Origin of the sequence: Cellulosimicrobium cellulans, assembly GCF_016907755.1 — a bacterium.
GTDB lineage: Bacteria > Actinomycetota > Actinomycetes > Actinomycetales > Cellulomonadaceae > Cellulosimicrobium > Cellulosimicrobium cellulans_D.
Genome location: NZ_JAFBCN010000001.1, coordinates 2,406,182 through 2,431,474, shown reverse-complemented (window position 1 = coordinate 2,431,474; position 25,293 = coordinate 2,406,182). Strand labels below are relative to the sequence as shown.

At 74.8% G+C, this 25,293-nt stretch carries 22 protein-coding genes; 12 read left to right on the top strand and 10 right to left on the bottom strand.

Going from position 1 to position 25,293, the window contains the following annotated elements; translation table 11 throughout:
* Positions 1-28: 28 nt before the first annotated feature.
* The 3 genes from JOE63_RS10455 to JOE63_RS10445 all read left to right on the top strand — a co-directional run bounded on the left by JOE63_RS10455 (position 29) and on the right by JOE63_RS10445 (position 4,156).
* Positions 29-2,320, top strand: coding sequence for a HelD family protein (locus tag JOE63_RS10455; RefSeq protein ID WP_204541180.1), 2,292 nt, complete (start codon positions 29-31; stop codon positions 2,318-2,320).
* 96 nt (positions 2,321-2,416) lie between these two features.
* On the top strand, positions 2,417-3,616 hold the full coding sequence (gene serA, locus JOE63_RS10450) for a phosphoglycerate dehydrogenase (protein WP_087471799.1): 1,200 nt from the start codon (positions 2,417-2,419) through the stop codon (positions 3,614-3,616).
* Between the two features lie 120 nt (positions 3,617-3,736).
* A complete protein-coding gene (locus JOE63_RS10445; protein WP_204541177.1) occupies positions 3,737-4,156 on the top strand; it encodes a pyridoxamine 5'-phosphate oxidase family protein in 420 nt (139 codons plus the stop codon).
* Positions 4,157-4,241: 85 nt separating this feature from the next.
* Here the strand turns inward: JOE63_RS10445 and JOE63_RS10440 are convergent, their stop codons facing one another.
* Positions 4,242-4,436 (bottom strand): DUF5302 domain-containing protein, encoded by a 195-nt coding sequence (locus JOE63_RS10440; protein ID WP_204541174.1) that lies wholly within the window; start codon positions 4,434-4,436, stop codon positions 4,242-4,244.
* A 167-nt stretch (positions 4,437-4,603) separates the two neighbouring features.
* On the opposite strand from JOE63_RS10440, the gene JOE63_RS10435 reads away from it, so the two are divergent.
* Positions 4,604-5,692 carry an aldo/keto reductase gene (locus JOE63_RS10435; RefSeq protein WP_204541171.1) on the top strand — a complete coding sequence of 363 codons (1,089 nt, stop codon included), beginning with the start codon at positions 4,604-4,606 and terminating at the stop codon, positions 5,690-5,692.
* 57 nt (positions 5,693-5,749) lie between these two features.
* Here the strand turns inward: JOE63_RS10435 and nrdR are convergent, their stop codons facing one another.
* Both nrdR and JOE63_RS10425 read right to left on the bottom strand, forming a co-directional pair.
* On the bottom strand, positions 5,750-6,286 hold the full coding sequence (gene nrdR, locus JOE63_RS10430; RefSeq protein ID WP_239576682.1) for a transcriptional regulator NrdR: 537 nt from the start codon (positions 6,284-6,286) through the stop codon (positions 5,750-5,752).
* Between the two features lie 429 nt (positions 6,287-6,715).
* Positions 6,716-7,084 carry a LysM peptidoglycan-binding domain-containing protein gene (locus tag JOE63_RS10425; RefSeq protein WP_239576681.1) on the bottom strand — a complete coding sequence of 123 codons (369 nt, stop codon included), beginning with the start codon at positions 7,082-7,084 and terminating at the stop codon, positions 6,716-6,718.
* A 332-nt stretch (positions 7,085-7,416) separates the two neighbouring features.
* Between JOE63_RS10425 and lexA the strand changes: the two genes are divergently transcribed.
* Positions 7,417-8,151 carry a transcriptional repressor LexA gene (lexA, locus tag JOE63_RS10420; RefSeq protein ID WP_204541168.1) on the top strand — a complete coding sequence of 245 codons (735 nt, stop codon included), beginning with the start codon at positions 7,417-7,419 and terminating at the stop codon, positions 8,149-8,151.
* Positions 8,152-8,247: 96 nt separating this feature from the next.
* Here lexA and JOE63_RS10415 read toward each other — a convergent pair whose 3' ends face one another.
* The 3 genes from JOE63_RS10415 to hflX all read right to left on the bottom strand — a co-directional run bounded on the left by JOE63_RS10415 (position 8,248) and on the right by hflX (position 13,115).
* Entirely contained in the window at positions 8,248-9,258 is a 1,011-nt protein-coding gene (locus JOE63_RS10415) for an L-lactate dehydrogenase (protein WP_087471795.1), read from the bottom strand.
* A gap of 49 nt (positions 9,259-9,307) precedes the next feature.
* Positions 9,308-11,419, bottom strand: a complete 2,112-nt coding sequence (locus JOE63_RS10410) for an ATP-dependent DNA helicase (RefSeq protein ID WP_374059021.1) — start codon at positions 11,417-11,419, stop codon at positions 9,308-9,310.
* Positions 11,420-11,555: 136 nt separating this feature from the next.
* The gene (hflX, locus tag JOE63_RS10405) at positions 11,556-13,115 is read right to left on the bottom strand and encodes a GTPase HflX (protein ID WP_087471794.1); all 1,560 of its coding nucleotides are present in this window, start codon (positions 13,113-13,115) and stop codon (positions 11,556-11,558) included.
* A 158-nt stretch (positions 13,116-13,273) separates the two neighbouring features.
* Between hflX and JOE63_RS10400 the strand changes: the two genes are divergently transcribed.
* The gene (locus JOE63_RS10400; protein WP_204541165.1) at positions 13,274-13,984 is read left to right on the top strand and encodes a class I SAM-dependent methyltransferase; all 711 of its coding nucleotides are present in this window, start codon (positions 13,274-13,276) and stop codon (positions 13,982-13,984) included.
* 9 nt (positions 13,985-13,993) lie between these two features.
* Here JOE63_RS10400 and dapF read toward each other — a convergent pair whose 3' ends face one another.
* Complete coding sequence (gene dapF / locus JOE63_RS10395; protein WP_204541162.1) at positions 13,994-15,007, bottom strand: diaminopimelate epimerase; 1,014 nt, start codon at positions 15,005-15,007, stop codon at positions 13,994-13,996.
* Positions 15,004-16,059, bottom strand: a complete 1,056-nt coding sequence (gene miaA / locus JOE63_RS10390; RefSeq protein ID WP_204541159.1) for a tRNA (adenosine(37)-N6)-dimethylallyltransferase MiaA — start codon at positions 16,057-16,059, stop codon at positions 15,004-15,006. Before miaA ends, dapF begins: the two co-directional genes overlap by 4 nt.
* 176 nt (positions 16,060-16,235) lie before the next feature.
* Here miaA and JOE63_RS10385 point away from each other — a divergent pair, with 176 nt between their 5' ends.
* The 3 genes from JOE63_RS10385 to JOE63_RS10375 all read left to right on the top strand — a co-directional run bounded on the left by JOE63_RS10385 (position 16,236) and on the right by JOE63_RS10375 (position 20,730).
* Positions 16,236-16,736 carry a YbjN domain-containing protein gene (locus tag JOE63_RS10385; RefSeq protein WP_087471790.1) on the top strand — a complete coding sequence of 167 codons (501 nt, stop codon included), beginning with the start codon at positions 16,236-16,238 and terminating at the stop codon, positions 16,734-16,736.
* A 98-nt stretch (positions 16,737-16,834) separates the two neighbouring features.
* Positions 16,835-18,703, top strand: a complete 1,869-nt coding sequence (locus tag JOE63_RS10380) for an HSP90 family protein (RefSeq protein ID WP_445082675.1) — start codon at positions 16,835-16,837, stop codon at positions 18,701-18,703.
* The gene (locus JOE63_RS10375) at positions 18,700-20,730 is read left to right on the top strand and encodes a hypothetical protein (RefSeq protein WP_204541153.1); all 2,031 of its coding nucleotides are present in this window, start codon (positions 18,700-18,702) and stop codon (positions 20,728-20,730) included. The genes JOE63_RS10380 and JOE63_RS10375 overlap by 4 nt, the downstream gene beginning before the upstream one ends.
* On the opposite strand, the gene JOE63_RS10370 is transcribed toward JOE63_RS10375, so the two are convergent.
* On the bottom strand, positions 20,720-21,346 hold the full coding sequence (locus tag JOE63_RS10370) for a hypothetical protein (protein ID WP_204541150.1): 627 nt from the start codon (positions 21,344-21,346) through the stop codon (positions 20,720-20,722). The two genes, JOE63_RS10375 and JOE63_RS10370, sit on opposite strands and share 11 nt — an antisense overlap.
* A gap of 74 nt (positions 21,347-21,420) precedes the next feature.
* Here JOE63_RS10370 and JOE63_RS10365 point away from each other — a divergent pair, with 74 nt between their 5' ends.
* A complete protein-coding gene (locus tag JOE63_RS10365) occupies positions 21,421-22,020 on the top strand; it encodes a YbjN domain-containing protein (protein WP_374059020.1) in 600 nt (199 codons plus the stop codon).
* A complete protein-coding gene (locus JOE63_RS10360) occupies positions 22,017-22,529 on the top strand; it encodes a YbjN domain-containing protein (RefSeq protein ID WP_087471786.1) in 513 nt (170 codons plus the stop codon). Before JOE63_RS10365 ends, JOE63_RS10360 begins: the two co-directional genes overlap by 4 nt.
* Before the next feature lie 97 nt (positions 22,530-22,626).
* On the opposite strand, the gene miaB is transcribed toward JOE63_RS10360, so the two are convergent.
* Positions 22,627-24,300 (bottom strand): tRNA (N6-isopentenyl adenosine(37)-C2)-methylthiotransferase MiaB, encoded by a 1,674-nt coding sequence (gene miaB, locus JOE63_RS10355; protein ID WP_204541147.1) that lies wholly within the window; start codon positions 24,298-24,300, stop codon positions 22,627-22,629.
* Positions 24,301-24,402: 102 nt separating this feature from the next.
* On the opposite strand from miaB, the gene JOE63_RS10350 reads away from it, so the two are divergent.
* Positions 24,403-25,221, top strand: a complete 819-nt coding sequence (locus JOE63_RS10350) for an amino acid ABC transporter ATP-binding protein (protein WP_082141369.1) — start codon at positions 24,403-24,405, stop codon at positions 25,219-25,221.
* Positions 25,222-25,293: the final 72 nt, after the last annotated feature.

The window sequence follows — 25,293 nt, the reverse complement described above, 5'->3', positions numbered from 1 at the left end:
GCGACGCCCGGCCGAGGGAAGGGACAGCGTGGGACGCAACGACGAGCTCCGGCTCGAGCAGGAGGTCGTGGACACCCTCTACGCGCGCCTCGACGAGCTGCGCGCCGCCGCCCGCGCGCGGCTCGACGGCGTCCGTCGGTCCGGCCCGTCCGGCTCGCCGCAGAACCGGAGCGAGCGCGACGCGTTCGCGACCCTGTACGAGGACCGCGTCGCCCAGCTCGACGCGGTCGAGGACCGGCTCGCGTTCGGCCGTCTCGACCTCGACGACGGCGCGCGCCGCTACGTCGGGCGCATCGGACTGACCGACGCCGAGCACACGAGCCTCCTCACCGACTGGCGTGCCCCCGCGGCGCAGTCCTTCTACCGCGCGACCGCGGCACACCCCGACGGCGTCGTCCGGCGGCGGCACCTGGTGACGCGCGGGCGCGACGTGACCGGGCTCGAGGACGAGCTCCTGGACCTGGACGCGCCGGAGGCCGTGACCGGGACGACGCTCTCGGGCGAGGGCGCGCTCCTCGCGGCCATGGCGGCGGGACGCACCGGGCGCATGGGCGACATCGTCGCCACGATCCAGGCCGAGCAGGACGCGATCATCCGGTCGGGGCTGGCGGGCGCGCTCGTCGTGCAGGGCGGCCCGGGCACGGGCAAGACGGCCGTGGCCCTGCACCGCGCCGCGTACCTCCTCTACGCGCACCGGAGGGTGCTGGAGCGCTCGGGTGTCCTCCTCGTCGGCCCGAGCCACTCGTTCCTGCGGTACATCGACCAGGTGCTGCCGTCGCTCGGCGAGACGGGGGTCGTCAGCACGACGATCGCGGACCTCCTCCCCGGCGTCGTCGCCGACGGCGCGGAGGACCCTCGCGTCGCGCGCGTCAAGGGCCGGGCGGTCATGGCCCGGGCGGTGCGACGCGCGGTGCGTGCCCGCGAGCGCGTGCCCGCGGCGGACGTGCCGGTGCGCCTCGACGGCCACGACCTGCTGATCCGGCGCCGCGACGTCCGCGACGCGATCGCCAAGGCCCGGCGCACGCACAAGCCGCACAACCTCGCGCGCGTGACCTTCGTCCGCGAGATGCTCTCGCGGCTCGTCGACCAGTACGGCCGCCAGCTCGGCGAGCCGCTCGTCGGCGAGGACCGTGCGCTCGCCCTCGAGGACCTGCGCTCCCACCGCGACGTGCGCGTCGCGCTCAACCTCGCGTGGCTGCCCCTCACCCCGGAGCGCCTCGTCGAGGACCTGTGGACCAAACCGCACCGGCTCGCCGAGGCGGCACCCGAGCTCTCGCCCGCCGACCGGCGCCTGCTGGAACGGCCGAAGGGCTCGCCGTGGACGCCCGCCGACGTCCCGCTCCTCGACGAGGCCGCCGAGCTCCTCGGCGAGGACGACCAGGCGGAGCGGGCCGAGGCCGCCGCACGGGCGGCGCAGCGCGCGCAGGACCTGGAGTACGCGCGGCAGGTGCTCGAGTCGTCCGGCGCGGGCGGCGGGATCGTCGGCGCGGACGTGCTGGCCGAGCGCTTCTCCGCGAGCGGCCCGCGCCTCACCACGGCGGAGCGCGCCGCGCAGGACAGGACGTGGGCCTACGGGCACGTCGTGGTCGACGAGGCCCAGGAGCTCTCCGCGATGGCGTGGCGCATGCTCGTGCGCCGGTGCCCGACGCGCTCGTTCACCGTCGTCGGCGACGTCGCGCAGACGTCGTCGCTCGCGGGGGCGCGCTCGTGGAAGGGCATGCTCGACCCGGTCTTCCGCGACGCGTGGCGCCTCGCGGAGCTGACCGTCAACTACCGGACCCCCGCCTCCGTCGCCGACGCCGCCCGCCGCGCCGCCCTCGCCGCGGGGCTGCCGGTCTCGCCGCTGACGTCCGCGCGCGACGTGGAGGACGCCCTGCGCCTCGTCGAGGCGACGTCCGCCGACCTCCTCGCCCAGGTCCGGGTCGAGGCCGACGCGGCGCGCGCGGAGTTCGTCGCCGCCGAGACGGGACGGGTCGCCGTCGTCGCCGCCGCGCCGGCCGTCCCCGCCCTGCGCGCGGCCCTCGGCCTCGAGGACGCCGGCCCGGACGCGCCGCTCGCGGTCCTCGACCCGGTCCAGGTGAAGGGGCTGGAGTTCGACGCGGTCGTCCTCGTGGAGCCGGCCGAGGTCGCGACCGGCCCGTCCGGCGCCTCGGACCTCTACGTCGCCATGACCCGCCCGACCCAGCGCCTGGTCGCCGTGCACGCTCGCGCGCTCCCGGCGGGCGTGGCCGGCCCAGCGACGGGCACGAGCACGACGAGCACCCGGAGGAGCGCGCGGACGAGTACCGAGGCGGGCGACGGGGCACGCGTCGCCCGCTGACGCGGCCGGTCCGGGCGGGGCGGGAGGGCCGTTCACCTCGTCCCGAGGGTCAAGACCCGTTTGGTCCGGACCACGGACCGGGCGCACCATGGGAGCGTGCTACGCGCCCTCCTCCTTGAAAACCTGCACCCTCTCGCCGCCTCGAACCTCGAGGCGGCGGGCATCGACGTCACCGTCCGCACCGGCGCCCTCGACGAGTCCGAGCTGATCGAGGCCCTCGACGGCGTCCACCTGCTCGGCATCCGGTCCAAGACGAACGTCACCGCGAACGTGCTCGAGAACGCGCCCGACCTGGTGGCGCTCGGCGCGTTCTGCATCGGCACGAACCAGATCGACCTGCGCTCCGCCGCGACACAGGGCGTCGCCGTGTTCAACGCCCCGTTCCAGAACACGCGCTCCGTCGTCGAGCTCGCTCTCGCCGAGATCATCGCGCTCACGCGCCGCCTCACCGAGCGCGACCGCGCGCTGCACGAGGGCCGCTGGGACAAGTCGGCGGAGGGGGCGCACGAGGTCCGCGGCCGCACGCTCGGCATCGTGGGGTACGGCAACATCGGGACCCAGCTCTCGGTCGTCGCGGAGAACCTCGGCATGTCCGTGGTCTTCTACGACACGGCGGAGAAGCTCGCGCTCGGCAACGCGCGGCGCATGGACACGCTCGACGAGCTGCTGGAGCAGGCGGACGTCGTCACGCTGCACGTCGACGGCCGTCAGGGCAACGCCGGGCTGTTCGGCGCCAAGCAGTTCGCCCGCATGCGCCAGGGCTCGATCTTCCTCAACCTGTCGCGCGGGTTCGTCGTGGACTACGGCGCGCTGCGCGAGGCGATCGTCGAGGGCCGCGTCTCCGGCGCCGCCGTCGACGTGTTCCCGCAGGAGCCCAAGCGCAAGGGCGACAGCTTCGACTCCGAGCTGCGCGGCCTGCCGAACGTCATCCTCACGCCGCACATCGGCGGCTCGACCGAGGAGGCGCAGGAGGCGATCGGCCAGTTCGTGTCGGCCAAGCTGCGCGACTACCTCACGACGGGCTCGACGACGCTCAGCGTCAACGTGCCGAACCTCGCGCTCGAGCAGACGACCGGGATCACGCGCATCACGCACCTGCACCGGAACACGCCGGGGGTCCTCGCAGCCGTCAACGCGACCCTCGCGGAGCACGGCACGAACATCGAGGGCCAGCTCCTCGCCACGCGTGGCGAGATCGGCTATGTCGTCACGGACGTCGGCTCGCGCGTCGAGCCCGCCGTCATCGAGGCGCTGGCCGCGATGGAGCAGACGATCGCCCTGCGCGTCCTCGACTGAGGCCCACCACGAAGCACCTTCGCCGCGTGCACCGGTGACCCCGGCGCACGCGGCGAAGGTCCTCGGGCGGCATGACCTTCGCCGCTGAGCGCCCCGTGCGCGGCGGTGCCACGATGAGGCATGACCGGATACACGCACGACGGGCCGCAGATCCTCGACGCCGACGCGTCGTGGGACCTCGTGGAGGGGACCCACGTCGCACGCCTCGCCGTGAGCGTGCGGGGCGAGCCGGACATCTACCCCGTGACCGTCCGCGCGCACGAGCGCACGCTCGCGTTCCGCACCGTGCCCGGGACCAAGCTCGCGACGCTCACGACCAACGAGCGCGTGGCGCTCGAGTGGGACCACGTCGACGACGACGGGGCCTGGAGCGTCGTCGCCCACGGTACTGCGCACCGGGTGCGCACAGAGCACGAGGTCGACGCCGTCCTGGAGGACACGGCCCCTCTCGTTCCCGTCGTCGACGTGCCGACGGAGGAGTGGGTCGTCATCGAGGTCCACGAGCTGACGGGGCGACGCTTCGCCCGGTCGGAGACCTAGCAGCGGCCGCTGCGCCGGACATGCGTCGTCCGGCCGCCCCGACGGGGCGACCGGACGACGACGAGCGCTGGGCGGGTCCGGACGGTCAGCCGGACTTGCGGCGGAACGTGCGCTGGACCGGGCCCACGGTCTCGGACCCGTGCACCGACCCGGTGTTGGACTCGCCGTCGGCCGTGCGGTGGCGCGCCGCGTTCTTCCGGTCGAGCGCCTCCCGGAACTTCGCCTTGGCCTCGTCGGTCGGTGCGGTGTCTGCAGCGGGTCGCTGCTGGTCGGACGCCATGGCGGTCTCCTCGTCGGATGGGGAACTCGGTCGTGCACTGCGGTCGGCCCGACGGTGCGGGCACCTCGCCAGCCTCCCGCACCGCGCCTCCGGACGCCACCTGATTTGTCCCCGAGCCCCCCGGCTCCACGACGGGCGGGCGGTCGGCGTCCGGTAGCGTCGGCCCCGTGCCGCCCGACGCCACCCCCGCCCCCGCCGCTCGCCCACCCGCGACGTCGCCCACGGACCGCGGCCCGCTGCCGCACCGCCGCCTCGGTCGCTCAGGGCTCACGCTGCCGACCCTCTCGTTGGGCCTCTGGCAGAACTTCGGCGACGCCGACCCGCGGTCGACGCAGCGCGAGATCGTGCTGCACGCGGTCGACCGCGGGGTGACCCACCTCGACCTCGCGAACAACTACGGCCCGCCGGGCGGAGCGGCCGAGGAGTCGCTGGGCCACCTGCTCGCGCGCGAGCTGCGGCCGGTGCGCGACGAGCTCGTCGTCACGACCAAGGCCGGCTACCGCATGGGGCCCGGCCCCTACGGCGAGGGCGGCTCGCGGAAGTACCTGCTCTCCTCGCTGGACGCGTCCCTGCGCCGCCTCGGGCTCGACCACGTCGACATCTTCTACTCCCACCGCTTCGACCCGACGACGCCGCTCGCGGAGACCGTCGGCGCGCTCGCCACCGCGGTCCGCTCGGGACGCGCGCGGTACGCCGGCATCTCCTCCTACTCGGCGCGCCGCACCCGGGAGGCGCTGCGCGTCGCGGAGCAGCTCGGCGTCGACCTCGTCGTGACCCAGGTGTCGTACTCGATGCTCAACCGGTGGGTCGAGGAGCCCGACCCGCACGACCCCGCAGGCGCGTCCGTGCTCGACGTCGCCGGTGCCGAGGGCCTCGGCGTCGTGGCCTTCTCTCCCCTCGCCCAGGGCATGCTCACCGACCGGTACCTGCGCGGGGTCCCGGACGGCTCTCGCGCGGCGCGCGGGGGCCCGCTACGACCGGCGTTCCTCTCCGAGGCGAACCTCGACCACGTCCGCCGTCTCGACGGGCTCGCCCGCGACCACGGGCGCAGCCTCGCCACGACGGCGATCCTCTGGGCGATGCGGGACGGGCGCGTCACCTCGGTCCTGCTCGGCGCGAGCTCGACACGCCAGCTCGACGAGAACCTCGCGGCGCTCGACGCGCCAGGGCTCTCCGCCGAGGAGCTCGCCGCCGTCGACGACCTGCCCGCGGACACCGGCATCAACATCTGGGCATCGCGGTCCAGCGACCTGTAGCCCGGCGCGACCGACGTCTCGTGGACGGCGGGCAGGGCCACGGGACGGGACGTGACCTCAGGCGTGCGGCGTGGACTCCTCGTGCACGTCCGCTGCGGGAGCGGCGCCGTCCGGGCCCTCGGCTCGTGCCGCCGCCGACTCGCGCTCCTCGCGCTCGACCCGGAGCGAGGTGATCGCGCTCTCGAAGTCCTCGAGCGAGTCGAACGCCTGGTAGACGCTCGCGAACCGCAGATAGGCGACCTCGTCGAGCTCACGCAGCGGCCCGAGGATCGCGAGCCCGATCTCGTACGCGTCGAGCTCGGCGCTGCCGCTCGCCCGGATCGTCTCCTCGACGCGCTGCGCGAGCACCGCCAGGTCGTCCTCGTTGACGGGGCGCCCCTGGCAGGCCTTGCGCACGCCGTTGACGATCTTCTCGCGCGAGAAGGGCTCCGTGACGCCCGAGCGCTTGACCACGGACAGGCTCGCGGTCTCGATCGTCGTGAAGCGGCGGTTGCACTCGGGGCACTGGCGACGCCGACGGATCGACGCGCCGTCGTCCGAGGTGCGCGAGTCGACGACGCGGGAGTCCGCGTGGCGGCAGAACGGGCAGTGCATGGCGGGCTCCTCCGCGGTCGGCGCCGACGGGTCGGCGCGACGAACGTATGCCGTCGCGGCGGGGCGGTGCAACACGCCTCCGACGCCGCGCCCCGCCCGAGGACTGGACGGCCGCGAGCGGGCGACGGCTCGCGGACAGCAGAACGGGGGCGGTCGTGGTCGACCGCCCCCGTCGGGACGCCCCCGTCCCCATCTCGCGCGTGACTCGCCTCACGCGCGGCGACGTGCACAGGAGTCGCGGTGGACCGCGTGCTCCTCGCCCCGTCCGCCCAGCCCCCCAGCCGGCGTTGTGAGGTGCCACTAACTTAGGTGAACCTAATCAGCCACGCAACCCCTGGCGGCCGGTGCGCACCGGATCCGCACCGTGTCCTGCGTCACATCGCACTCTCGTCCCCGCCGACACCGACGGGCGGACCCGCAACGCCTCCTCTACGCGGACGCCGGAAGGAGGATCTTCTGCCCGGCCTGGAGGCCCGACGACGAGAGCCCGTTGAGCTCGGCGAGCCCGCTCACGACGTCGCGCAGGTCCTCACCCGGCGCGGCCACGCCCTGCGCGAGCTCCCACAGCGTCTCCCCTGCGGCGACGACGTGGACCCGGACCTCCACGGGCTCCCCCGGCCCGCTCGCGACGGCGACGCCCACGCGCGCGGCCAGCAGGAGCACCACGGCCGCCAGGAGCACGAGGACCACGCGGCCCCGCCGCGTCAGTCGCAGCGGTCGCTCGCCCGCACGCTCCGGCACCGCAGCCCCGTCCGCGCGGCCGAGGGGCCCGACCGCCGAGATCGCCATCGCATCCATGCCTGCTCCGTCCCGGCCCGCGGGCCCGATCGCCTTCCCCGGTCGATCGGACGCCGCGAGCCCTTCGCCTCCGTGCCGACCGGGTCGGTCGAACACGTGTACGTAGAACACCTGTACGAAGGTCTATCACGAACGACCGACAGAGTCGAGACATGCTCGAACAGGTGTTTGATTCGTGTCGCAACCTCCCCTAGCCTGGGGTCAGGTCGGTTCGCCGGACATGTCCGCTCGGACCTGGAGGAACGACCGAGGTCCCGGTGCGCACGCCCCGGGGAGGGGAGGCCGCAGGCCGGGAGGCGTCGGCGGCCGCGACGGACGAAGGCGGAGCGACCATGGCGGCACGAGGCACGGACAGGGCACGGGGGCTCGCCGAGGTGCGCGAGCTCCCGGACGGGTCGGCGGGGGGTGACGGGCTCACGCCGCGGCAGCGCCTCGTGCTCGAGACCATCCGCGCATGCGTCGAGCAGCGCGGCTACCCGCCGAGCATGCGGGAGATCGGCGAGGCCGTCGGCCTGACGAGCCCGTCGTCCGTGAAGCACCAGCTCACGACGCTCGAGCGCAAGGGTTTCCTGCGGCGCGACCCGAACCGTCCCCGCGCGATCGAGGTCGTCCAGCCGGACGACGCGCGCCGCGCGACCCCGCTCGGGGCGGCGGGCGGCGCGCCCCAGCCCGCGTACGACGAGGCGCACCCCGCGCCGTCGTACGTCCCGGTCGTCGGACGCATCGCGGCCGGCGGGCCGATCCTCGCGGAGCAGGTCGTCGAGGACGTCTTCCCGCTGCCCCGCCAGCTCGTCGGCGAGGGCGAGCTCTTCCTCCTGCGGGTCCAGGGCGACTCGATGATCGACGCCGCGATCTGCGACGGCGACTGGGTCGTCGTGCGCCGCCAGCCGGTCGCGGAGAACGGCGAGATCGTCGCGGCGATGATCGACGGCGAGGCCACGGTGAAGTCCCTGCGCCGCGCCGACGGTCGTGTCTGGCTCATGCCGCACAACGCCGCGTACGACCCGATCCCGGGCGACGACGCCCAGGTCCTCGGGCGCGTCGTCTCCGTCCTGCGCAGCCTCTGACCCACCGGGGTCCCCACCCTCCGCACGCCGAGAGCCGGGTGGTCGTCGACCACCCGGCTCTCGCGGTGCTCGGACCCGGGCCGCGGGCCCGGTCGGTCAGAGACCGAAGCGGCGGGCGACGGCGCGCAGCGACTCGGCGGACGACCGCAGGCCGGCGAGCTCCGCGTCGGCGAGCGGGACCTCGACCCGCTCGGCGGCGCCCCGGCGGTCGACCAGCGTCGGCAGCGAGAGGCAGACGTCGTCGAGCCCGTACGCGCCGTCCAGGAGCGTCGAGACGGGCAGGATGCGGTGCTCGTCGTCGAGCACGGCCTCGATGATGCGCGTGCCCGCGAGCCCGACGGCGTAGTTCGTCGCACCCTTGCCCTCGATGATCCGGTAGGCCGACTGCACCACCTCGCGCGCGATGTCGTCACGGACGTCCCCGGTGAGAGGGCCCCGTCCGCCGAGACCAGGCCATTCGAGGAGCGGCACGCCGCCGATGGTCGCCGAGCTCCACAGCGGGATCTCGCTGTCGCCGTGCTCGCCCGCGATGTACGCGTGGACGTTCTGCACCGCGACGCCGCAGTGCTGGGCCACGAGGAAGCGCAGGCGCGACGAGTCGAGCACGGTCCCGCTGCCGAAGAGCTGCGTCGGCGGCAGCCCGGAGAACTTGAGCGCCGCGTACGTCACGATGTCGACGGGGTTCGTCACCATGACGTAGACCGCGTCCGGGGCGACCTCCACCAGCCCGGGCAGGATCGTGCGCATGAGGCCGATCGTGCCCTCGGCGAGGTCGAGCCGCGTCTGGCCGGGCTTCTGCTTCGCCCCGGCGGTCACGACGACGACGTCCGCCCCTGCGCACACCGCGACGTCGTCCGACCCCTCGACGCGGGCCATCGGCATGAACTGGATCCCGTGCTGGAGGTCGAGCACCTCCGCCTCGACCTTCGCCCGGTTGACGTCCAGGAGCGCCACCGTGCGCGCGGCCCCGCGCATGAGGGCCGCGTAGGCCAGCGTCGACCCGACGGCGCCGGCCCCGACGATCGCGAGCTTGGTGGTCCGCGCTCCCCCTCCCGTTCCGCCCGTGGTCGCGTCGCCCGTGCCCTGCGGGGACGTGCTCGTCGTCATGTCGCCTCCGTGAAGTTCGCTGGATTCCCTGATGCTCGCGGGAAAGGACTCAGCCTAGGGCGGCGAGGCGCTGGAGCGCAGCGGTAGCGACGTCGCGGTCCGTCGTCTGCCAGAACCCCGGCATGGACCGCGTGAGGAACGTCCCGTAGCGCGCGGTCACGAGGCGCGGGTCGAGGACCGCGACCACGCCGCGGTCCGCCGTGGACCGGACGAGCCGGCCGGCTCCTTGCGCCAGGAGGAGCGCGGCGTGCGTCGCGGAGACCTGCATGAACCCGTTGCCGCCCGCGGCCTCGACGGCCCGGGCCCGGGCCGACTTCACCGGGTCGTCCGGGCGCGGGAACGGGATGCGGTCGATGAGCACGAGCTGGCACGACGGCCCCGGGACGTCGACGCCCTGCCACAGCGACAGCGTGCCGAACAGGCACGTGGCCGGGTCGGCGGCGAACTCGCGCACGAGCGTCGGGAGCTGGTCGTCCCCCTGGCACAGGATCGGCACGTCGAGCCGCTCGCGCATCGCCTCCGCCGCGGCGACCGCGGCGCGGCGTGACGAGAACAGGCCGAGCGTGCGCCCGCCCGCGGCCTCCACGAGGGCGGCGATCTCGTCGAGCTGGTGCTCCGTGGACGCCTCGCGGCCGGGCGTCGGGAGGCCCTTGGCGACATAGAGGATGCCCTGCCGCGCGTAGTCGAACGGGCTGCCGACGTCGAGCCCGCGCCACCGCGGCGCGTCGGCAGACTTCTCCTCACCGCCGCTCCCGAGCCCGAAGGTGCGAGCGACCGCGTCGAAGCTCCCGCCGAGCGCGAGGGTCGCGGACGTGAACACGCCGGTCCGCTCGGCCAGCAGGTGCGTCCGGATGAGGCCCGCGACGCCCAGCGGGGCGGCGTGCAGACGGCTCGCACCCTCCCCGAAGCGGTCGGACGACCAGCCGCCCTCGCCGGGCCGCGAGCACCAGAGCACGTCGTGCCCCGTCGGGTCGGCGGCCATGCGCTCGGCGACCTCGAGGAGCTGCAGCATGGTCGACTGCGCCATCTTCAGCCCGGAGTCGGGCTGGGCCGGCTTGGTGACCCCGGTCTCGGGCTTGAGCGTCGAGAGCACCTCGCGCGCGGCGTCGCGCACCGCGGCGACGGCCGAGCGCGCGCCGTCGGGCAGCCCGTCCGGGAACCGCTCGGCGGGCAGCGCGCCGACGACCGTCCCGAACGCGGCCGACGCGGCGTCCAGCGCGTCCGTCGTCACGCCCCCGTGCCGCCGCGCGAGGCGCGCCGCGCTCTCGATCGCCGGGACCGACAGGTCGACCGTCGCCGCCGCGGTCACCCGGTCGGCGAGCTCGTGCGCCTCGTCGACGACGAGCACGTCGTGCTCGGGCAGCACCCCGGGCGAGCCCATCGCGGCGATGCCGAGCATCGCGTGGTTGGTCACCACGACGTCCGCCTCCCGCGCCGTCGCGCGCGCCCTCTCCGGGAAGCACTCGGCGAGCATCGGGCACCGCTGGCCGAGGCACTCGAGCGCGGTGACCGAGACCTGCCGCCACGCCTTGTCGCTCACCCCGGGCACGAGGTCGTCCCGGTCGCCGGTCGGCGTCTCGTCGGCCCACTCCCGCAGGCGCACGACCTGCTCGCCGAGCGCGGCCGCGCTGGTCCCGCCGCGCGCGGCGGGGTGGTCGGCGGCGCCCGCGGACTCGTCCGGCAGGTCGAACAGCGTCGGCTCGTCGGCCGGGTACCCGCCCGCGATCTTGTGGACGCACAGGTAGTTGTGCCAGCCCTTGAGGAGAGCGATGGTGGCGGGGCGGGGCAGGCGGTCCGCCACGGCGTCGGCGACGAGCGGGAGGTCGCGGGTGATGACCTGGCGCTGGAGCGCCAGCGTCGCGGTCGAGACGATCACCCGCTCGTCGGTCGCCACCGCGTGCCGCACGGCCGGCACGAGGTACCCGAGCGACTTGCCCGTGCCCGTCCCCGCCTGCACGACGAGGTGCTCCGACCCCTCGATCGCATCCGTGACCGCGCGCGCCATCGCGTGCTGGCCGTCGCGCCGCGCACCGCCGAGGCGCGTGACGGCGACGTCGAGCAGCGCGTCGACGTCGGGCACCTCGCCCGCCGAGGCACCGGCCGTCGTCCCCGGCCCCTCGGCGTCGACGCGGTCGGGGGCGGGTCGCGTGGAGGGGGGCACCCGCCGAGTCTACGGTCGGTCGCCCACGGGGCGGCGGCCCTGTGGACGACGGCGCCGGGCACGGCGCGACCCCGTGCGGCAGGTGCCGCACGGGGTCGTGGAGAGCGTCGGGCCGGGGTCCGGTGCGGGCCGCCGGTCAGCCCTGGGCCGAGGCCCCGACGAGCTCGGTCGCGAGCGCCTGGGCGACGCGACCGCGCAGGAGCGTGCCCTCGGGCGTGTGCTCCTCGTGGTCGATCTCGCCCTCGGTGTGGACCCGGTGCACGAGGTCGCCGCGGTGGTAGGGCACGACGACGTCGATCTCGACGTCCGGTCGGGGCAGCTCGTGCGCGATGAGCTCGCGCAGGTGCTCGATCCCCTCGCCCGTGTGCGCCGAGACCACCACCGTGCGCCGCTCGCGCAGACGGATCCGCGCGATCGTCTCGGGGTCCGCGACGTCGGCCTTGTTGAGGACGATCACCTCGGGCACGTCCTCCACGCCCGGGATGTCGGCCAGGACGTGGCGCACCGCCGCGATCTGCCCCTCGGGGTCGGGGTGCGAGGCGTCCACCACGTGGAGCAGCAGGTCGGCGTCGCCGACCTCCTCGAGCGTCGAGCGGAACGCCTCGACGAGCTGGTGCGGCAGGGCGCGGACGAACCCGACGGTGTCGGCGAGCGTGTACACGCGACCGTCCTCGGTGCGCGTGCGGCGCACCGTGGGGTCGAGCGTCGCGAACAGGGCGTTCTCGACGAGCACGCCCGCGCCCGTGATGGCGTTGAGCAGGCTCGACTTGCCCGCGTTCGTGTAGCCCGCGATCGCGACGGACGGGACCGCGTGCCGCTTGCGCGATGCGCGCTTGGTCTCGCGGCCCGGGGCCATCGCCTGGATCTCCCGGCGCAGCTTCGCCATGCGGTTGCGGATGCGGCGGCGGTCCAGCTCGATCTTCGTCTCACCCGGACCACGCGAGCCCATGCCCGCGCCCGCGCCGCCGACCTGACCACCGGCCTGCCGGGACATCGACTCGCCCCACCCGCGCAGGCGCGGGAGGAGGTACTCGAGCTGGGCGAGCTCGACCTGCGCCTTGCCCTCCCGGGACTTCGCGTGCTGGGCGAAGATGTCGAGGATCAGGGCCGTCCGGTCGATCACCTTGACCTTGACGATGTCCTCGAGCGCACGCCGCTGGGAGGGCGCGAGCTCGCCGTCGATCACGACCGTGTCGGCGCCGCTGGCGGCGACGACGTCGGCCAGCTCGGCCGCCTTGCCGGAGCCCAGGTACGTGCCCGGGTCGGGCTTCGCGCGGCGCTGGATGACGCCGTCGAGCACCTGGGAGCCCGCCGTCTCGGCGAGGGCCGCGAGCTCGCGCAGCGAGATCTCGGCCTCCTCCGCGGACGAGGGTGCGCCGTCCTCGCGCGGGTCGGAGCCGGGGCTCCACAGCCCGACGAGCACGACCTTCTCGAGGCGCAGCTGCCGGTACTCGACCTCGGTGACGTCCTCGAGCTCGGTCGACAGACCGACCACGCGGCGCAACGCGCTGCGCGCCTCGAGCTCGAGCTGCTCGCCGTCGTGCTGCGCATGGACCGTACCGCCCTCGGCGCGCGCCGTCCCGGCCCGAGCGAGCACCCGTGCCACGACGTCGCTCGCGATGTCCCGCGTCGCGCCGGTCGGCTCGTCCTGAGCCGGGGTGGGGTTCGCCGGTGTGTTTGCCGGGGTAGCGCTCATGTGCCGCCTTTCGTCGGGAAGAGGCGCGCGTGCGCCCTGGTGACAGAACAAGCGTGGCACGGAAAAACGTCCCGAGGCCAGCGGATAAGCGGGTGAGGCCCGCGCCGACGGGCCGGACCCCCGCCACCGCAGGGCGTGCCCGCGTAGGATCGGCCGACGTGACCGAGGACCAGGACCCCGCCGTCGACCCTGCGCACGACGGCGCGCAGGAGCACTACTTCACCGCCCGGCCGGCGTCCGCCGCCGAGCGCCGCACGATCTCCGTGCGCCTTGCCGGACGCGAGGTCGAGGTGGAGGTCGCCTCGGGCGTCTTCTCCCCCGGGCGCCTCGACCTCGGCACGCAGGTCCTGCTCCGGACCACACCGCCGCTCGACGCCGTCCTCGCGACCCGGTCCGCCCGCGCGGACGGTGGGTCCGACGACGGCGCGGCGCACGTCCTCGACCTCGGCTGCGGCTGGGGCCCGGTCGCCCTCACGATGGCCCTGGAGGCCCCCGACGCGACCGTGTGGGCGGTCGACGTCAACGAGCGCGCGCTCGACCTCGTGCGGCGCAACGCGGAGCGGCTGGGCCTGACGAACGTCCGTGCGGTCGTGCCGGACGAGGTACCCGACGACGTCGCGTTCGCCGCGCTGTGGTCGAACCCGCCGATCCGGGTCGGCAAGGACGTCCTGCACGCGATGCTGCTGCACTGGCTCCCGCGCCTCGCGCCGGGCGCGAGCGCGCACCTCGTCGTGCAGCGCAACCTCGGGTCGGACTCGCTCCAGCGGTGGCTCGCCGAGGCGCTGCCACCGCTCCTGCCGGGCGCGGTCGTCGAGCGCGCCGCGAGCGCGAAGGGGTTCCGGGTGCTGGAGGTCGTGGCCCCGGGCTGAGCCCGGCCGTCAGACCGACGCGCGGTCGTCCTCGGCCGCGACGGGCTCGGCCTCGTGGTCGTCCGCGGTCGTGGCACCGCCGTCGTCGTCCTCCGCGGCGGCCGGAGCGGGCAGGAGCGACGCCAGGTCGACCTCGCCCGAGTAGACGAGCTCGGCGGGACCCGCGAGCTCGACGCGGTCGCCCTCGAGCGCCCGCACGCGCACCGTCCCGCCCGGGACCTCGACGAGCCAGGTGTCCGGCGCGTCCGGGCCACCCCAGACGCGGACCGCGAGCGCCGCGGCGCACGCGCCGGTGCCGCACGACGGCGTCTCCCCGACGCCGCGCTCGTGCACGCGCATGCGGACGCGCCCGACGAGCGTGCCGTCGTCGGCCGTCGTCTCGCCCAGCGGCACCACGAGCTCGACGTTCGTCCCGTGCGCCGGGTGCGGCTCGACGACCGGCGCCTCCGTGAGGTCCGCGCGCGCCAGCACGTCCTCGCGCGCGACGGCGAGCACCGTGTGCGGGTTGCCGAGGTCGACGCTCAGCGCGGGGCGCGGGACCTCCCATCCGCGGACGACGACGGTCGCGTCGTAGCCGTCGTGCAGCGCGGGCCGGCCACCGGGGAGGAACCACCGGCCCATGTCGACCGCGAACCAGCCGTCGTCCTCCTTGCGCACGCGCTTGACGCCCGCGCGCGTCCCGACGGGGACCTCGTTGCCGCCCGCGAAGCTGACGAGCCCGAGCCGCTCGGCGAACGCGGCGAACACGCGCACGCCGTTGCCGCACATCTCGGCGACGGAGCCGTCGGCGTTGCGGTAGTCCATGAACCAGATGGCGTGCGGGTCCTCCGTGAGCACCTCGCGCGACTCGGGCACGAGCGCGGTCGGGACGAGGCGGATGACGCCGTCGCCACCGATCCCGCCGCGGCGGTCCGCGAGCGCGCGCACGAGCTCGGGCGTGAGGTCGAGCTCGCCCTTCGTGTCCGCGAGCAGCACGAAGTCGTTGCGGGTCCCGTGGCCCTTGGTGAAGCGGGTGCGCGTCATGAGCCCAGACTACGGCGCACCGGGGCCGCGCTGTCCGCTTCGTCCGGCCCGACGGCCTCGCCCCGGGCGGCCGCGGCGGCGTGCTCGTCGGCCGCGGCGACGAGCGCGAGCGCGTCCTCGACGCGCGTCGGGGACTGCGCGTCGAGCCAGTGCACGCGCGGGTCGCGGCCGAACCAGCCCATCTGCTTGCGCGCGAGGCGGCGCGTGTTCGCGGTCACGGCCTCGCGCGCCGCGTCCTCGGTCGTCTCTCCGTGCAACGCGGCCAGCACCTCGGCGTACCCGACGGCGCGACGCGCGGTGCGGCCCATCCCCTGCGCCTCCACCCGGCGGACCTCGTCGACGAGCCCCTGGGCCCACATGCGCTCGACCCGTCCGGCCACGCGCGCGTCGAGGACCTCGCGGTCGCAGTCGAGACCGACCTGGACGGTCGGGCGCACGTAGGCCTGCCGCGGGAGGTTCGCCGTGAACGGCTCGCCCGTGAGCTCCATGACCTCCAGGGCTCGCACGACGCGTCGCGTGTTGGCGGGGCCGATGCTCGCGGCGGCCGCAGGATCGCGCCGCGCGAGCTCGTCGTGCAGCGCGCGCGTGCCCTCGGCCTCGGCGCGCGCCTCGAGCGCCGCGCGCACGGCGGGGTCGGTCCCGGGGAACCGCATGTCGTCGAGGAGCGCGCGCACGTACAGGCCCGACCCGCCCACGACGACGGCGCGCGCCCCGCGCGCGGCGATCTCGTCGAGCGTCCGCCGGGCCTCGGCCTGGTAGCGGGCGACCGACGCGTCCTCGACCGGGTCGAGCACGTCGAGCAGGTGATGAATGACGCCGCGGCACTCGTCGACGGGGACCTTCGCGGTGCCGACGTCCATGCCGCGGTAGAGCTGGTACGCGTCGGCGTTGACGATCTCCGCCGGCGCGCCGGGCACGGACAGCCGCTCGGCCAGGTCGAGCGCGAGGTCCGACTTGCCCGTCGCGGTCGGTCCCACGACGGCGACGACGACGGGGCGGCCGTGCCGGTCGTCGCCGTGCTGCGCGGCGGTCGGGTCGTGCTCGGTTTTCACCCGCGCAACGGTACCGGCCGGGTCGCCCGGGCCTGGGTCGTGTGGGCGGTGATGCGTAGTGTGTCCGGTGGACGGTCCGCCTGCTCGCGGGCCCGCCACCGACCCCGTCGCGTGCCCCGACCTGCCCTCCCGCGGGCGGCGCACGGACGCACGCACCGACGACAAGGACTCGAGACATGGGTTTCTTCACCAAGCCGGACGCCGCCCCGACCAGCCAGAACGCGCCGCTGACGCGCGAGCGGGTCGAGGCGTTCCTCAAGAGCCGCGACTGGAAGTACTTCGTCGACTCCGACGGGGACCTCGGCGGCAACTGGGACGGCAAGGTGTTCTTCTTCTTCCTCATGGGCGAGAAGCAGGAGATCCTGCAGGTCCGCGGCCGGTGGAACCGGACGCTGCCCGCCGCGGCGGAGGCGCAGGTCGTGCTCGTCGCCAACGAGTTCAACCGCGACAAGATCTGGCCCAAGGTCTACACGCGGGTCGAGGACGACCAGGTCGCCGTGTACACCGAGGTCGCGACCGACCTCGAGTTCGGCGTCGCCGACGACCAGCTCGGCCAGCTCGTCGAGTGCGGCCTGTTCACGGGCCTGCAGTTCTTCGACGCCCTCGACGAGCGCTTCCCCGACACGGCGGCGCAGGGCGGCGTCCCCGACGGCACCGCCGACGTCGACGCGCGGTGAGCGCGGCGCACGAGCGCACCGACGGCAGGAGCCACCCGCACGGCACGGCCCCGGACGGGGAGGCGACGGCGGCGTTCCAGGTCGACCTGCGGGGCGTCGTGGACCTCCTCGCCCGGCACCTGTACTCCAGCCCGCGCGTCTACCTGCGCGAGCTCCTGCAGAACGGGGTCGACGCGATCACGGCGCGGGTCGCGCTGGAGGGCTCGGAGGCACCGAGCCGCATCCTGCTGCGCCCGCTCCCGGACGGCGGTCTCGAGGTGCACGACTCGGGCGTGGGCCTGACCCGCGACGAGGCGCAGGAGCTGCTCGCGACCATCGGTCGCAGCTCCAAGCGCGACGTCGAGCTGGGCTCAGGGCGTGAGGAGTTCCTGGGCCAGTTCGGCATCGGGCTGCTCTCGGCGTTCATGGTCGCCGACGAGATCGAGCTCGTCTCGCGCTCTGCCCGCCCGGACCCGTCGGGCGCCCCGGTCGCACCGGTGCGCTGGCGGGGACGCGCCGACGGGCGGTACGAGCTCGTCGAGCTGGGCCCGGACGACCCGGACGCGCCCACGGAGCCGGGGAGCGTCGTGCGCCTGCGCCCGCGCCGGGACACCGAGCACTGGCTCGCGCCCGAGACCGTGGTCGCGCTCGCGCAGGACTTCGGCTCGCTCCTGCCCGTGGAGCTGCTCGTCGAGACACGTCTCGACGACGCGGCCCCGGTCGGCGAGGACGCCCCCGTCGTGCTGCGCCGGCTGAGCGGCGACGAGCTCCCCTGGCGTGCCGCGCACCCGACGCCCGCCGCGCGCGACGCGGCGCTGACGGCCTACGCCGAGCGGACGCTGGGCTTCGGCCCGCTCGCCCGGATCGACCTCGACCTGCCCCTCGCGGGGCTGTCCGGCGTCGGGTACGTGCTGCCCGCCGCGGTCGCGCCGACGACCACGGCGCGGCACCGCGTCTACCTCAAGCGCATGCTGCTCGGCAGCGCCGTCGACGACCTCCTGCCCCCGTGGGCGTTCTTCGTCCGCTGCGTCCTCGACGCGTCCGTGCTGCGGCCGACCGCGTCGCGCGAGGGCCTGTACGAGGACGAGGTCCTGCTCGCGACCCGGGACGCGCTCGGCGCGCAGGTCCGCCGGTGGCTGCTCGAGACGCTCGCGGCGGACACCGTCCTCGCGCGCCGCTTCCTGGAGACGCACCACCTCGCGGTCCGGGCGCTCGCGCTCACCGACGACGAGATGCTCGACGTCGCGGCGCGCGTGCTGCCGTTCGAGACGACGGCCGGGACCGGGACGCTCGCCGACCTCGCGGAGGCGCACCCGGAGGGCCGCCTGCTCTACACGTCGAGCGTCGAGGAGTTCCGCCGCATCGCCCCCGTCGCGGCAGCCCAGGGCCTGGCCGTCGTCAACGGCGGGTACGTCTACGACGCCGACCTGCTCGAACGTGTCGCGGCGCGGTTCCCGCAGTGGCGGCTGTCACCGGTCTCCGCCACCGACGTCGCGCACGTCCTCGCCGACGTCGAGCCTCTGCGCGAGCTCGAGGTGGCGGACGCGCTCGCGTCGGTCGACGCGGCGCTCGCCGACCAGGACTGCGACGTCGTGCTGCGCCGGTACGAGCCGGACGCCCTGCCGGCGATGCTGCTGCACGACCGCGACGGCGACCACGCGCGCGAGGCGGCCCGCGTCGCGGAGACGGGCGACGACCTGTGGGGCGAGGTCCTCGCGGGCCTCAGCGGCCCGGCCCGGCCGCGCCGGCTCGTCCTCAACGACGCCAACGACACGGTGCGGGACCTGCTCGCGAGCCCCGACGCCGAGGTCCGTGCCGCGGGCGCCCGCTCCCTGTACGTGACCGCGGTGCTGGCCTCGGGCAAGGCGCTGCAGCCCGTCGAGGCGGCGCTCATGAACGACTCGCTGTCGCTCCTGCTGAACCGCGCCCTCGCGGTCTCCCACCCCGACCAGCACACCGACCAGCACACCGACGAGGAGAACCGATGACCCGGTCCGTGGACCAGGTGAACGCCACGCTCTACGACGTCCGCCGCATGCCCTACGGCCTCGCGCGCTCCACGGCCGCCGCGGCCGAGGTCGAGCGGGTCGAGGCCGAGGGGCCGGACGGGGCGCGCGCGTACGCGCTCTTCGTCCTCGTCGAGTCCTTCGTCTGGGGCGGCGAGGTCACCAAGGCCTACCTGCCGTTCACCAAGATGCTGCGCTGGTGGGACGAGCACCCCGAGCACTTCGACGCCGAGGACGCGCACTCGCTCTTCTGGTCGTTCAAGTGGATGGTCGGGCACCTCATGGAGTTCCCCACGGTCCCCGCCGCGCAGATCGAGCGCACGCTCGACGACATGGCACGGCGTTACGCGCTCGCGGGCAACGGCACGAACGCCGTCGCGCTGGAGCGCTTCGAGTGGGCCCGCGAGCGCGGCGGCGCGGACGTCGAGGACGCCTATCGCGCGTGGGTCGCGACCCCGCGGGACGACTACTCCCAGTGCGAGGCGTGCGAGCCGGGCGACCGTGCCGCGTACCTCTTCGAGACGGGACGCCACGCAGAGGGCATCCGGCTCCTCGAGCAGGTGCTGCAGGGGTCGCCCTCGTGCGCCACGGAGCCCGGCGACATGCTCTCCCACCTGCAGCTCGCGTACGTGGAGGTCGGCGACGCCGAGGCCGCGGCCCGCACGCACCGGCGCGGGCTGCGGCATCTCGACACCGGCGTGTCGATGACGGGCCCGAAGGGCCGGCACGTCGAGTTCCTCGCGCGCACGGGCAACGCGGCGCGCGCGCTGCGCCTGCTCGCCGAGCACCAGGCGTTCCTCACGGAGGCCGACTCGCCGGGCGACCGGCTCGGCTTCCTCACGAGCGCGAGCGTCGCGACGGGCGCGCTGCGGGCCGAGCACGCCGACACCCCGGTCGCCCTGCGCGACGTGCCTGCGACGACCGTCGCGGAGCTCGACGACTGGCTACGCCGCGAGGCGGCCGGGCTCGCACGCTCGTTCGACGCCCGCAACGGCACGCCCGCCGCGACCGAGCGACTGCGCGCCGCCTGGGACCACGGGACGCGCTCGCTGCTCGTGGACCTCTCGGTGCTGTCGGTCGGGCCGGAGGCACCGGCGGAGGCTCCGGGTGCCCCGGCGACGGACGGAACCAGCGAGGCGGACGACCAGGCGACGGCGCTCCTGTCGGGCAGCCCGGCCACGTCGCCCGCCGGCGGCACCACGGGCACGGAGCCCGGCGGTGCCGAGCACGCCGAGCACCCGATGGCCGAGCCCACCGACGCCGAGGATCTGCTCGGGCTCGCCGAGGAGGTGGCGGACGAGGACCCGGTGCGCGCCGCGCAGCTCCTGCGGCGCGCGTCGGCGCTGCTGGAGTCGGCCGGCCACCTCGACCGAGCGGGTTTCGCGCTCGCCGAGGCGGCCCAGCTCGCCGCGGTCGAGGGCGACGAGGACGGGGCCGCCCCGGCGTTCGTGCACGCCCTCGCGCTGCTGCGCGCGGGCGGCGTCGCACCCCGGTTCGTCGGTCCTGTCGTCCGCGCGTACGCCCGGCTGGAGGCCGGGCGCGGCGACGTCACCAGCGCGCTCGCGCAGCTCCGGCGCACGCTGGACGACCTCGACGCCGCCGGTCCCGACGTCGTCGGCCCGGCGACCCGCGCGGCCGACCTCGTCGAGCGGGACTCCGCAGCCGATGAGCGGGAGCGCCGCGACCTGCGGGACACCCGTGCCCGGCTGCTGGCGACCGCGGGAGAGCTCGACGACGCGGCCACGCTCGCCGAGGCCGTGGCCGAGGAGTTCGCCCGCGCGGGTCAGGTCGGCGACGCCGCCCACGCGTTCTGGCTCGCGGGACGCTCCCGCAGCGAGGCCGGGGCCGACGCGGACGCCGTCGACCTGCTCGAGTCCGCGATGGAGGGCTTCGCGATCGTCCACGACCGGGACGCGCGGACGGCGGTCGCGAACGAGCTCGTGGCGACGCTGCGTCGCCTCGGTCGTGAGCAGGACGCGGCGGCCGTCGGGGCGGGGCTCAGCGCCTGACGGACGAACCGACCGGCCCCGGGGAGGCGAGGGTGCCGTCGTCGTACCAGCGCACCTCGTAGCGCCGCAGCTCGTACTCCCCCGTCGTGACGTGGCGGTGCCCGGCGTCGGGCGCGGCGCCGAACCCGGTGAGCACCGCGTCCGGCGCCGCGCTCCGCGGGTCGTGCACGACGACCAGCCGCGCGCCCTGCCGACCGAGGTCCACGCCGAGCGCGTGCGCGGCGGTCGGGTCGACGTCGTCGAGCTCGACGACGTCGACGGGGCCCGCCCAGCCTGCACCGGCGAGAGCGAGGAGCCCGACCGACGCGGCCGTCCCGGCCGTCGGGAGGTCCGCCGCGCGCCCTCGTGCCGCGACGGCCCAGGCGGCGTCGAGCCAGGCGTCCGCGACGCCCGCCGCCGCGAGCGACGCCCGCGCCGGCCCCCGCGTCCGCGGGGTTCCCGGGGCGACGACGACCACGGAGGCGGGCACGTCATCCTCCCCGCGCCGGACACCGTCCACGAGGCGTCTCAGGGCCGCGAGCACCGCGGCGCGCGCGTCGTCGAGCACCGAGGCGGCGCCTGCGGCGCCGGGAACGAGGAGCGGGGTACCGGGCAGGACGACGGCGCGGACGGTCACGCGCCCACCGTAACGGTCGTCGGGACGACGTCGGCGATGCGGCGTCCGGGGGCGCGCGCGAGTACGGTGGGACGGTGAGGTTCTTCGGGGCGCAGGACGACGACGACCGGCGGGACGGTGATCCCGGCGGGGCTCCGGACGGCGGCGGGGCGGTGCCCGGCCCCACCGGGGACGAGCTGCAGTCGCAGGTCGAGGACCTCCTGGCGCGGGAGCTGGGGCAGGTCGCGACCGACGTGCTGCGCCCTCCGACCCCGCTGACGCTCTCCCGGGTCATCGAGTGGATCACGGACAGCGGATACAGCTACTTCGTCGACTCCGACGGTGACGTGGGCGGGCTGTGGCACGGCCGTCTGTTCTACTTCCTGCTCTTCGGCCACGGCGACGAGATCCTCCAGGTCCGCGGCCAGTGGAACCGCGACCTCGCGCTCGAGCGGCTGGAGGAGATCCTCGAGTTCTGCAACGAGTGGAACGCGGACCGGATCTGGCCCAAGACGTACACGCGCGTGCGCGACAACGGGATGATCCAGGTCTTCACCGAGGTGACCGTGGACCTCGAGCACGGGGTGACGGACGACCAGCTCGACCAGCTCCTCCAGTGCGGGCTGAGCACCGGGTCGATGTTCTTCGACGCGCTCGACGAGTTCTACCCCGACCCCGCGAGGCAGGCGCCATGACGCAGGCCCGCACCAACTGGTTCACGCGCCTGTTCGGCAACCGTCGCCCCAAGGCGCCCGAGTCGCTACCCCGCGACGAGGAGCTGCCGCGCGCGCTGTCCATGGCACGCATCGGCGACCACCTCACGCGGCGGGGGTACCACTTCCGCGTGGACGACGACGGAGACATCACCGGCACGTGGGACGGGCACCGCTTCTGGTTCCTGCTGCTCGGCGACCGCTCCGAGATCCTGCAGGTCCGGGGCCGCTGGTCGACGTCGCTCCCCCTCGAGTCGCGGCTCGTGACCCTGCAGGCCGTGAACGACTGGAACCGCGAGCGCATCTGGCCCAAGGTCTACGTCCGCGAGGAGGCGGGCCGGCTCGCGCTCTACGCCGAGGTCTCCGTCGACCTCGAGCACGGGGCGACGGACGACCAGCTCGCCCAGACCGTCTCGTGCGGCCTCGGGACCGCAGTCCAGCTCTTCCACGCCATCGGCGCCCAGCTCCCCCCGGGAACCCTGGACGACTGACGCCGGCCGTCACGTCCGGGCACGCACGGCAGGGCGTGCGCGGCCCGGAACGCGCGTCCGGGCACGCGGGGCCGGGTCCGCCGGCGGGATCGGCGGCTCAGGCGCGGAGCGTGGGGAGGCCCAGGGCGACGGGGCCGGACGCGGCGCCGCCGCCGTGACCGTGGCCGTGGTCGTCGTCGGCACCTCCCAGGCGGGCGCGCTCGCGCTGCGCCCACGCGTCGCCGGAGCGGGTGCGCCGCACGGCGAACGTGCCGCCCGCGACCGCCGAGTCGGCGATGAGGTGGTGGGGCGCGGAGCGCGTGACCCCGACCGTGACGACGTCGCCCGGTCGCGGCAGGCGGGGGTCGAGGTCGTCCGCGAGGCGCGGGTCCGTGGACCACGGCGTCGCGCCGGACGAGGTCGCGGCGTCGTCGGACGCCGTGGGGACGACGTCCGCGGGGAGCGCGAGGTGCACGAGCCTGTTGTCGGGGGCGCGGCCGGTCACCCGGTGCGTCGCGCCGTCCTTGCGCCCGGCACCCTCGCCGACGAGGACGTCGATCGTCCGGCCCACCTGGCGTGCGGACTCCTCGCCGGCGATGCGCTCCTGGAGCGCCTGGAGCCGCTCGAAGCGCTCCTGGACGACCTCCTTGGGGAGCTGCTCGTCCATGGTCGCGGCCGGCGTCCCGGGGCGGGGCGAGTACTGGAACATGAAGGCCGAGGAGAAGCGCGAGGCCTCGACGACGCGCATCGTCTCCGCGAAGTCCTCCTCGGTCTCCCCCGGGAAACCCACGATGATGTCGGTGGTGATCGCGGCGTCGGGCATGACGGCCCGCACCCGGTCGAGGATCCCGAGGAACCGCTCGGAGCGGTAGGAGCGGCGCATGGCACGCAGGATCCGGTCGGAGCCCGACTGGAGCGGCATGTGGAGCTGGGGCATGACGTTCGGCGTCTCGGCCATGGCCGCGATGACGTCGTCGGTGAACGCGGCGGGGTGCGGCGACGTGAACCGGACGCGCTCGAGGCCGTCGATCGTCCCGCACGCGCGCAGGAGCTTGGCGAACGCGCCGCGGTCGCCGAACTCGACGCCGTAGCTGTTGACGTTCTGGCCGAGCAGGGTGACCTCGATGGCTCCGGCCTCGACGAGCGCCCCGACCTCGGCGAGGACCTCGCCCGGGCGCCGGTCGCGCTCCTTGCCGCGCAGGTGCGGCACGATGCAGAACGTGCACGTGTTGTTGCAGCCGACGCTGATCGACACCCAGCCGGCGTAGACCGACTCGCGCTTCGTCGGCAGCGTGGACGGGAACACCTGCAGCGACTCGGCGATCTCCACCTGCGCGGCCTCGTTGTGGCGTGCGCGCTCGAGCAGCACGGGCAGCGCGTCGAGGTTGTGCGTGCCGAAGACGACGTCGACCCACGGCGCCTTCTCGACGATCGTGCCGCGGTCCTTCTGCGCGAGGCAGCCGCCGACGGCGATCTGCATCCCGGGCCGCGCGGCCTTCACCGAGGCGAGCTGGCCGAGGTTCCCGTAGAGGCGCGTCGCGGCGTTCTCCCGCACGGCGCACGTGTTGATGACGACGACGTCGGCGCGGTTCGCGGCCTCGTCGTCCGCGCTCGCGCGCGTGTAGCCCGCCTCCTCCAGCATCCCGGCCATGTGCTCGGAGTCGTGGACGTTCATCTGGCAGCCGAGCGTGCGGACGACGTAGGTGCGCGGGTGCGCGTCGTCGACCGGCGCACCAGGGGTGGCGCGGGGTGCGAGTGCGGCCGGGACGGGGGCGGGGGCGATCGTGGACATCACCGTCCAGGGTACGGCGCCGGGTGCCGTGTTACGGAACTGTTGCCCGACTGTTGCCGGATGAGGTGGCACCGCGCAACAGAAGGGACATAGTGTCCAGGAATGGCCGACGAAACCTCTTCGCCGTCCGACGCGCAGCGCAGCGCGCAGGACGCTCAGCCCCTCCCCGCCGAGCAGGTCCTCGGTGAGCCGCTCGTCGAGCTGCGCGACGTCAACAAGCACTTCGGGGACCTGCACGTGCTGCGGGACATCAACCTGACGGTCCGGCGCGGTGAGGTGCTCGTCGTCATCGGCCCGTCGGGTTCGGGCAAGTCGACGCTGTGCCGCGCGATCAACCGGCTGGAGACGATCGACTCCGGGGAGATCCGCGTCGACGGGCAGCCCCTGCCCGAGGAGGGCAAGGAGCTCGCCCGCCTGCGTTCCGACGTCGGCATGGTCTTCCAGTCCTTCAACCTCTTCGCGCACAAGACGATCCTCGACAACGTCACGCTCGGCCCCGTCAAGGTGCGGCGTGAGAAGGGGAAGGTCGCGAAGGACCGCGCGCTCGCGCTGCTCGACCGCGTCGGCGTGATGAACCAGGCGCAGAAGATGCCCGCCCAGCTCTCCGGCGGCCAGCAGCAGCGCGTCGCCATCGCCCGCGCGCTCGCGATGCAGCCCAAGGTCATGCTCTTCGACGAGCCCACCTCGGCGCTCGACCCCGAGATGATCAACGAGGTCCTCGACGTCATGGTCGCCCTCGCCAAGGAGGGCATGACGATGATCGTCGTCACGCACGAGATGGGCTTCGCCCGCAAGGCCGCGAACCGGGTCGTCTTCATGGCCGACGGCCAGATCGTCGAGGAGGCCCACCCCGAGGAGTTCTTCACGGCGCCCAAGAGCGACCGCGCCAAGGACTTCCTCTCGAAGATCCTCACCCACTGAAGCCCGCCGGGCGCCTAGGCCCGGCCCGACAGCCCCAGAACCCGGTCGACCGTCGAGGCACACCTTCGACGG

What these genes read in the sequence shown, in the direction of transcription:
- JOE63_RS10445 (WP_204541177.1), top strand. Translation starts at nt 3,737, where the DNA reads ATGACCGGATACACGCACGACGGGCCGCAGATCCTCGACGCCGACGCG.
- JOE63_RS10440 (WP_204541174.1), bottom strand. Translation starts at nt 4,436, where the DNA reads ATGGCGTCCGACCAGCAGCGACCCGCTGCAGACACCGCACCGACCGAC.
- nrdR (WP_239576682.1), bottom strand. Translation starts at nt 6,286, where the DNA reads ATGCACTGCCCGTTCTGCCGCCACGCGGACTCCCGCGTCGTCGACTCG.
- JOE63_RS10425 (WP_239576681.1), bottom strand. Translation starts at nt 7,084, where the DNA reads ATGGATGCGATGGCGATCTCGGCGGTCGGGCCCCTCGGCCGCGCGGAC.
- lexA (WP_204541168.1), top strand. Translation starts at nt 7,417, where the DNA reads ATGGCGGCACGAGGCACGGACAGGGCACGGGGGCTCGCCGAGGTGCGC.
- JOE63_RS10415 (WP_087471795.1), bottom strand. Translation starts at nt 9,258, where the DNA reads ATGACGACGAGCACGTCCCCGCAGGGCACGGGCGACGCGACCACGGGC.
- hflX (WP_087471794.1), bottom strand. Translation starts at nt 13,115, where the DNA reads ATGAGCGCTACCCCGGCAAACACACCGGCGAACCCCACCCCGGCTCAG.
- dapF (WP_204541162.1), bottom strand. Translation starts at nt 15,007, where the DNA reads ATGACGCGCACCCGCTTCACCAAGGGCCACGGGACCCGCAACGACTTC.
- JOE63_RS10385 (WP_087471790.1), top strand. Translation starts at nt 16,236, where the DNA reads ATGGGTTTCTTCACCAAGCCGGACGCCGCCCCGACCAGCCAGAACGCG.
- JOE63_RS10375 (WP_204541153.1), top strand. Translation starts at nt 18,700, where the DNA reads ATGACCCGGTCCGTGGACCAGGTGAACGCCACGCTCTACGACGTCCGC.
- JOE63_RS10360 (WP_087471786.1), top strand. Translation starts at nt 22,017, where the DNA reads ATGACGCAGGCCCGCACCAACTGGTTCACGCGCCTGTTCGGCAACCGT.
- miaB (WP_204541147.1), bottom strand. Translation starts at nt 24,300, where the DNA reads ATGTCCACGATCGCCCCCGCCCCCGTCCCGGCCGCACTCGCACCCCGC.
- JOE63_RS10350 (WP_082141369.1), top strand. Translation starts at nt 24,403, where the DNA reads ATGGCCGACGAAACCTCTTCGCCGTCCGACGCGCAGCGCAGCGCGCAG.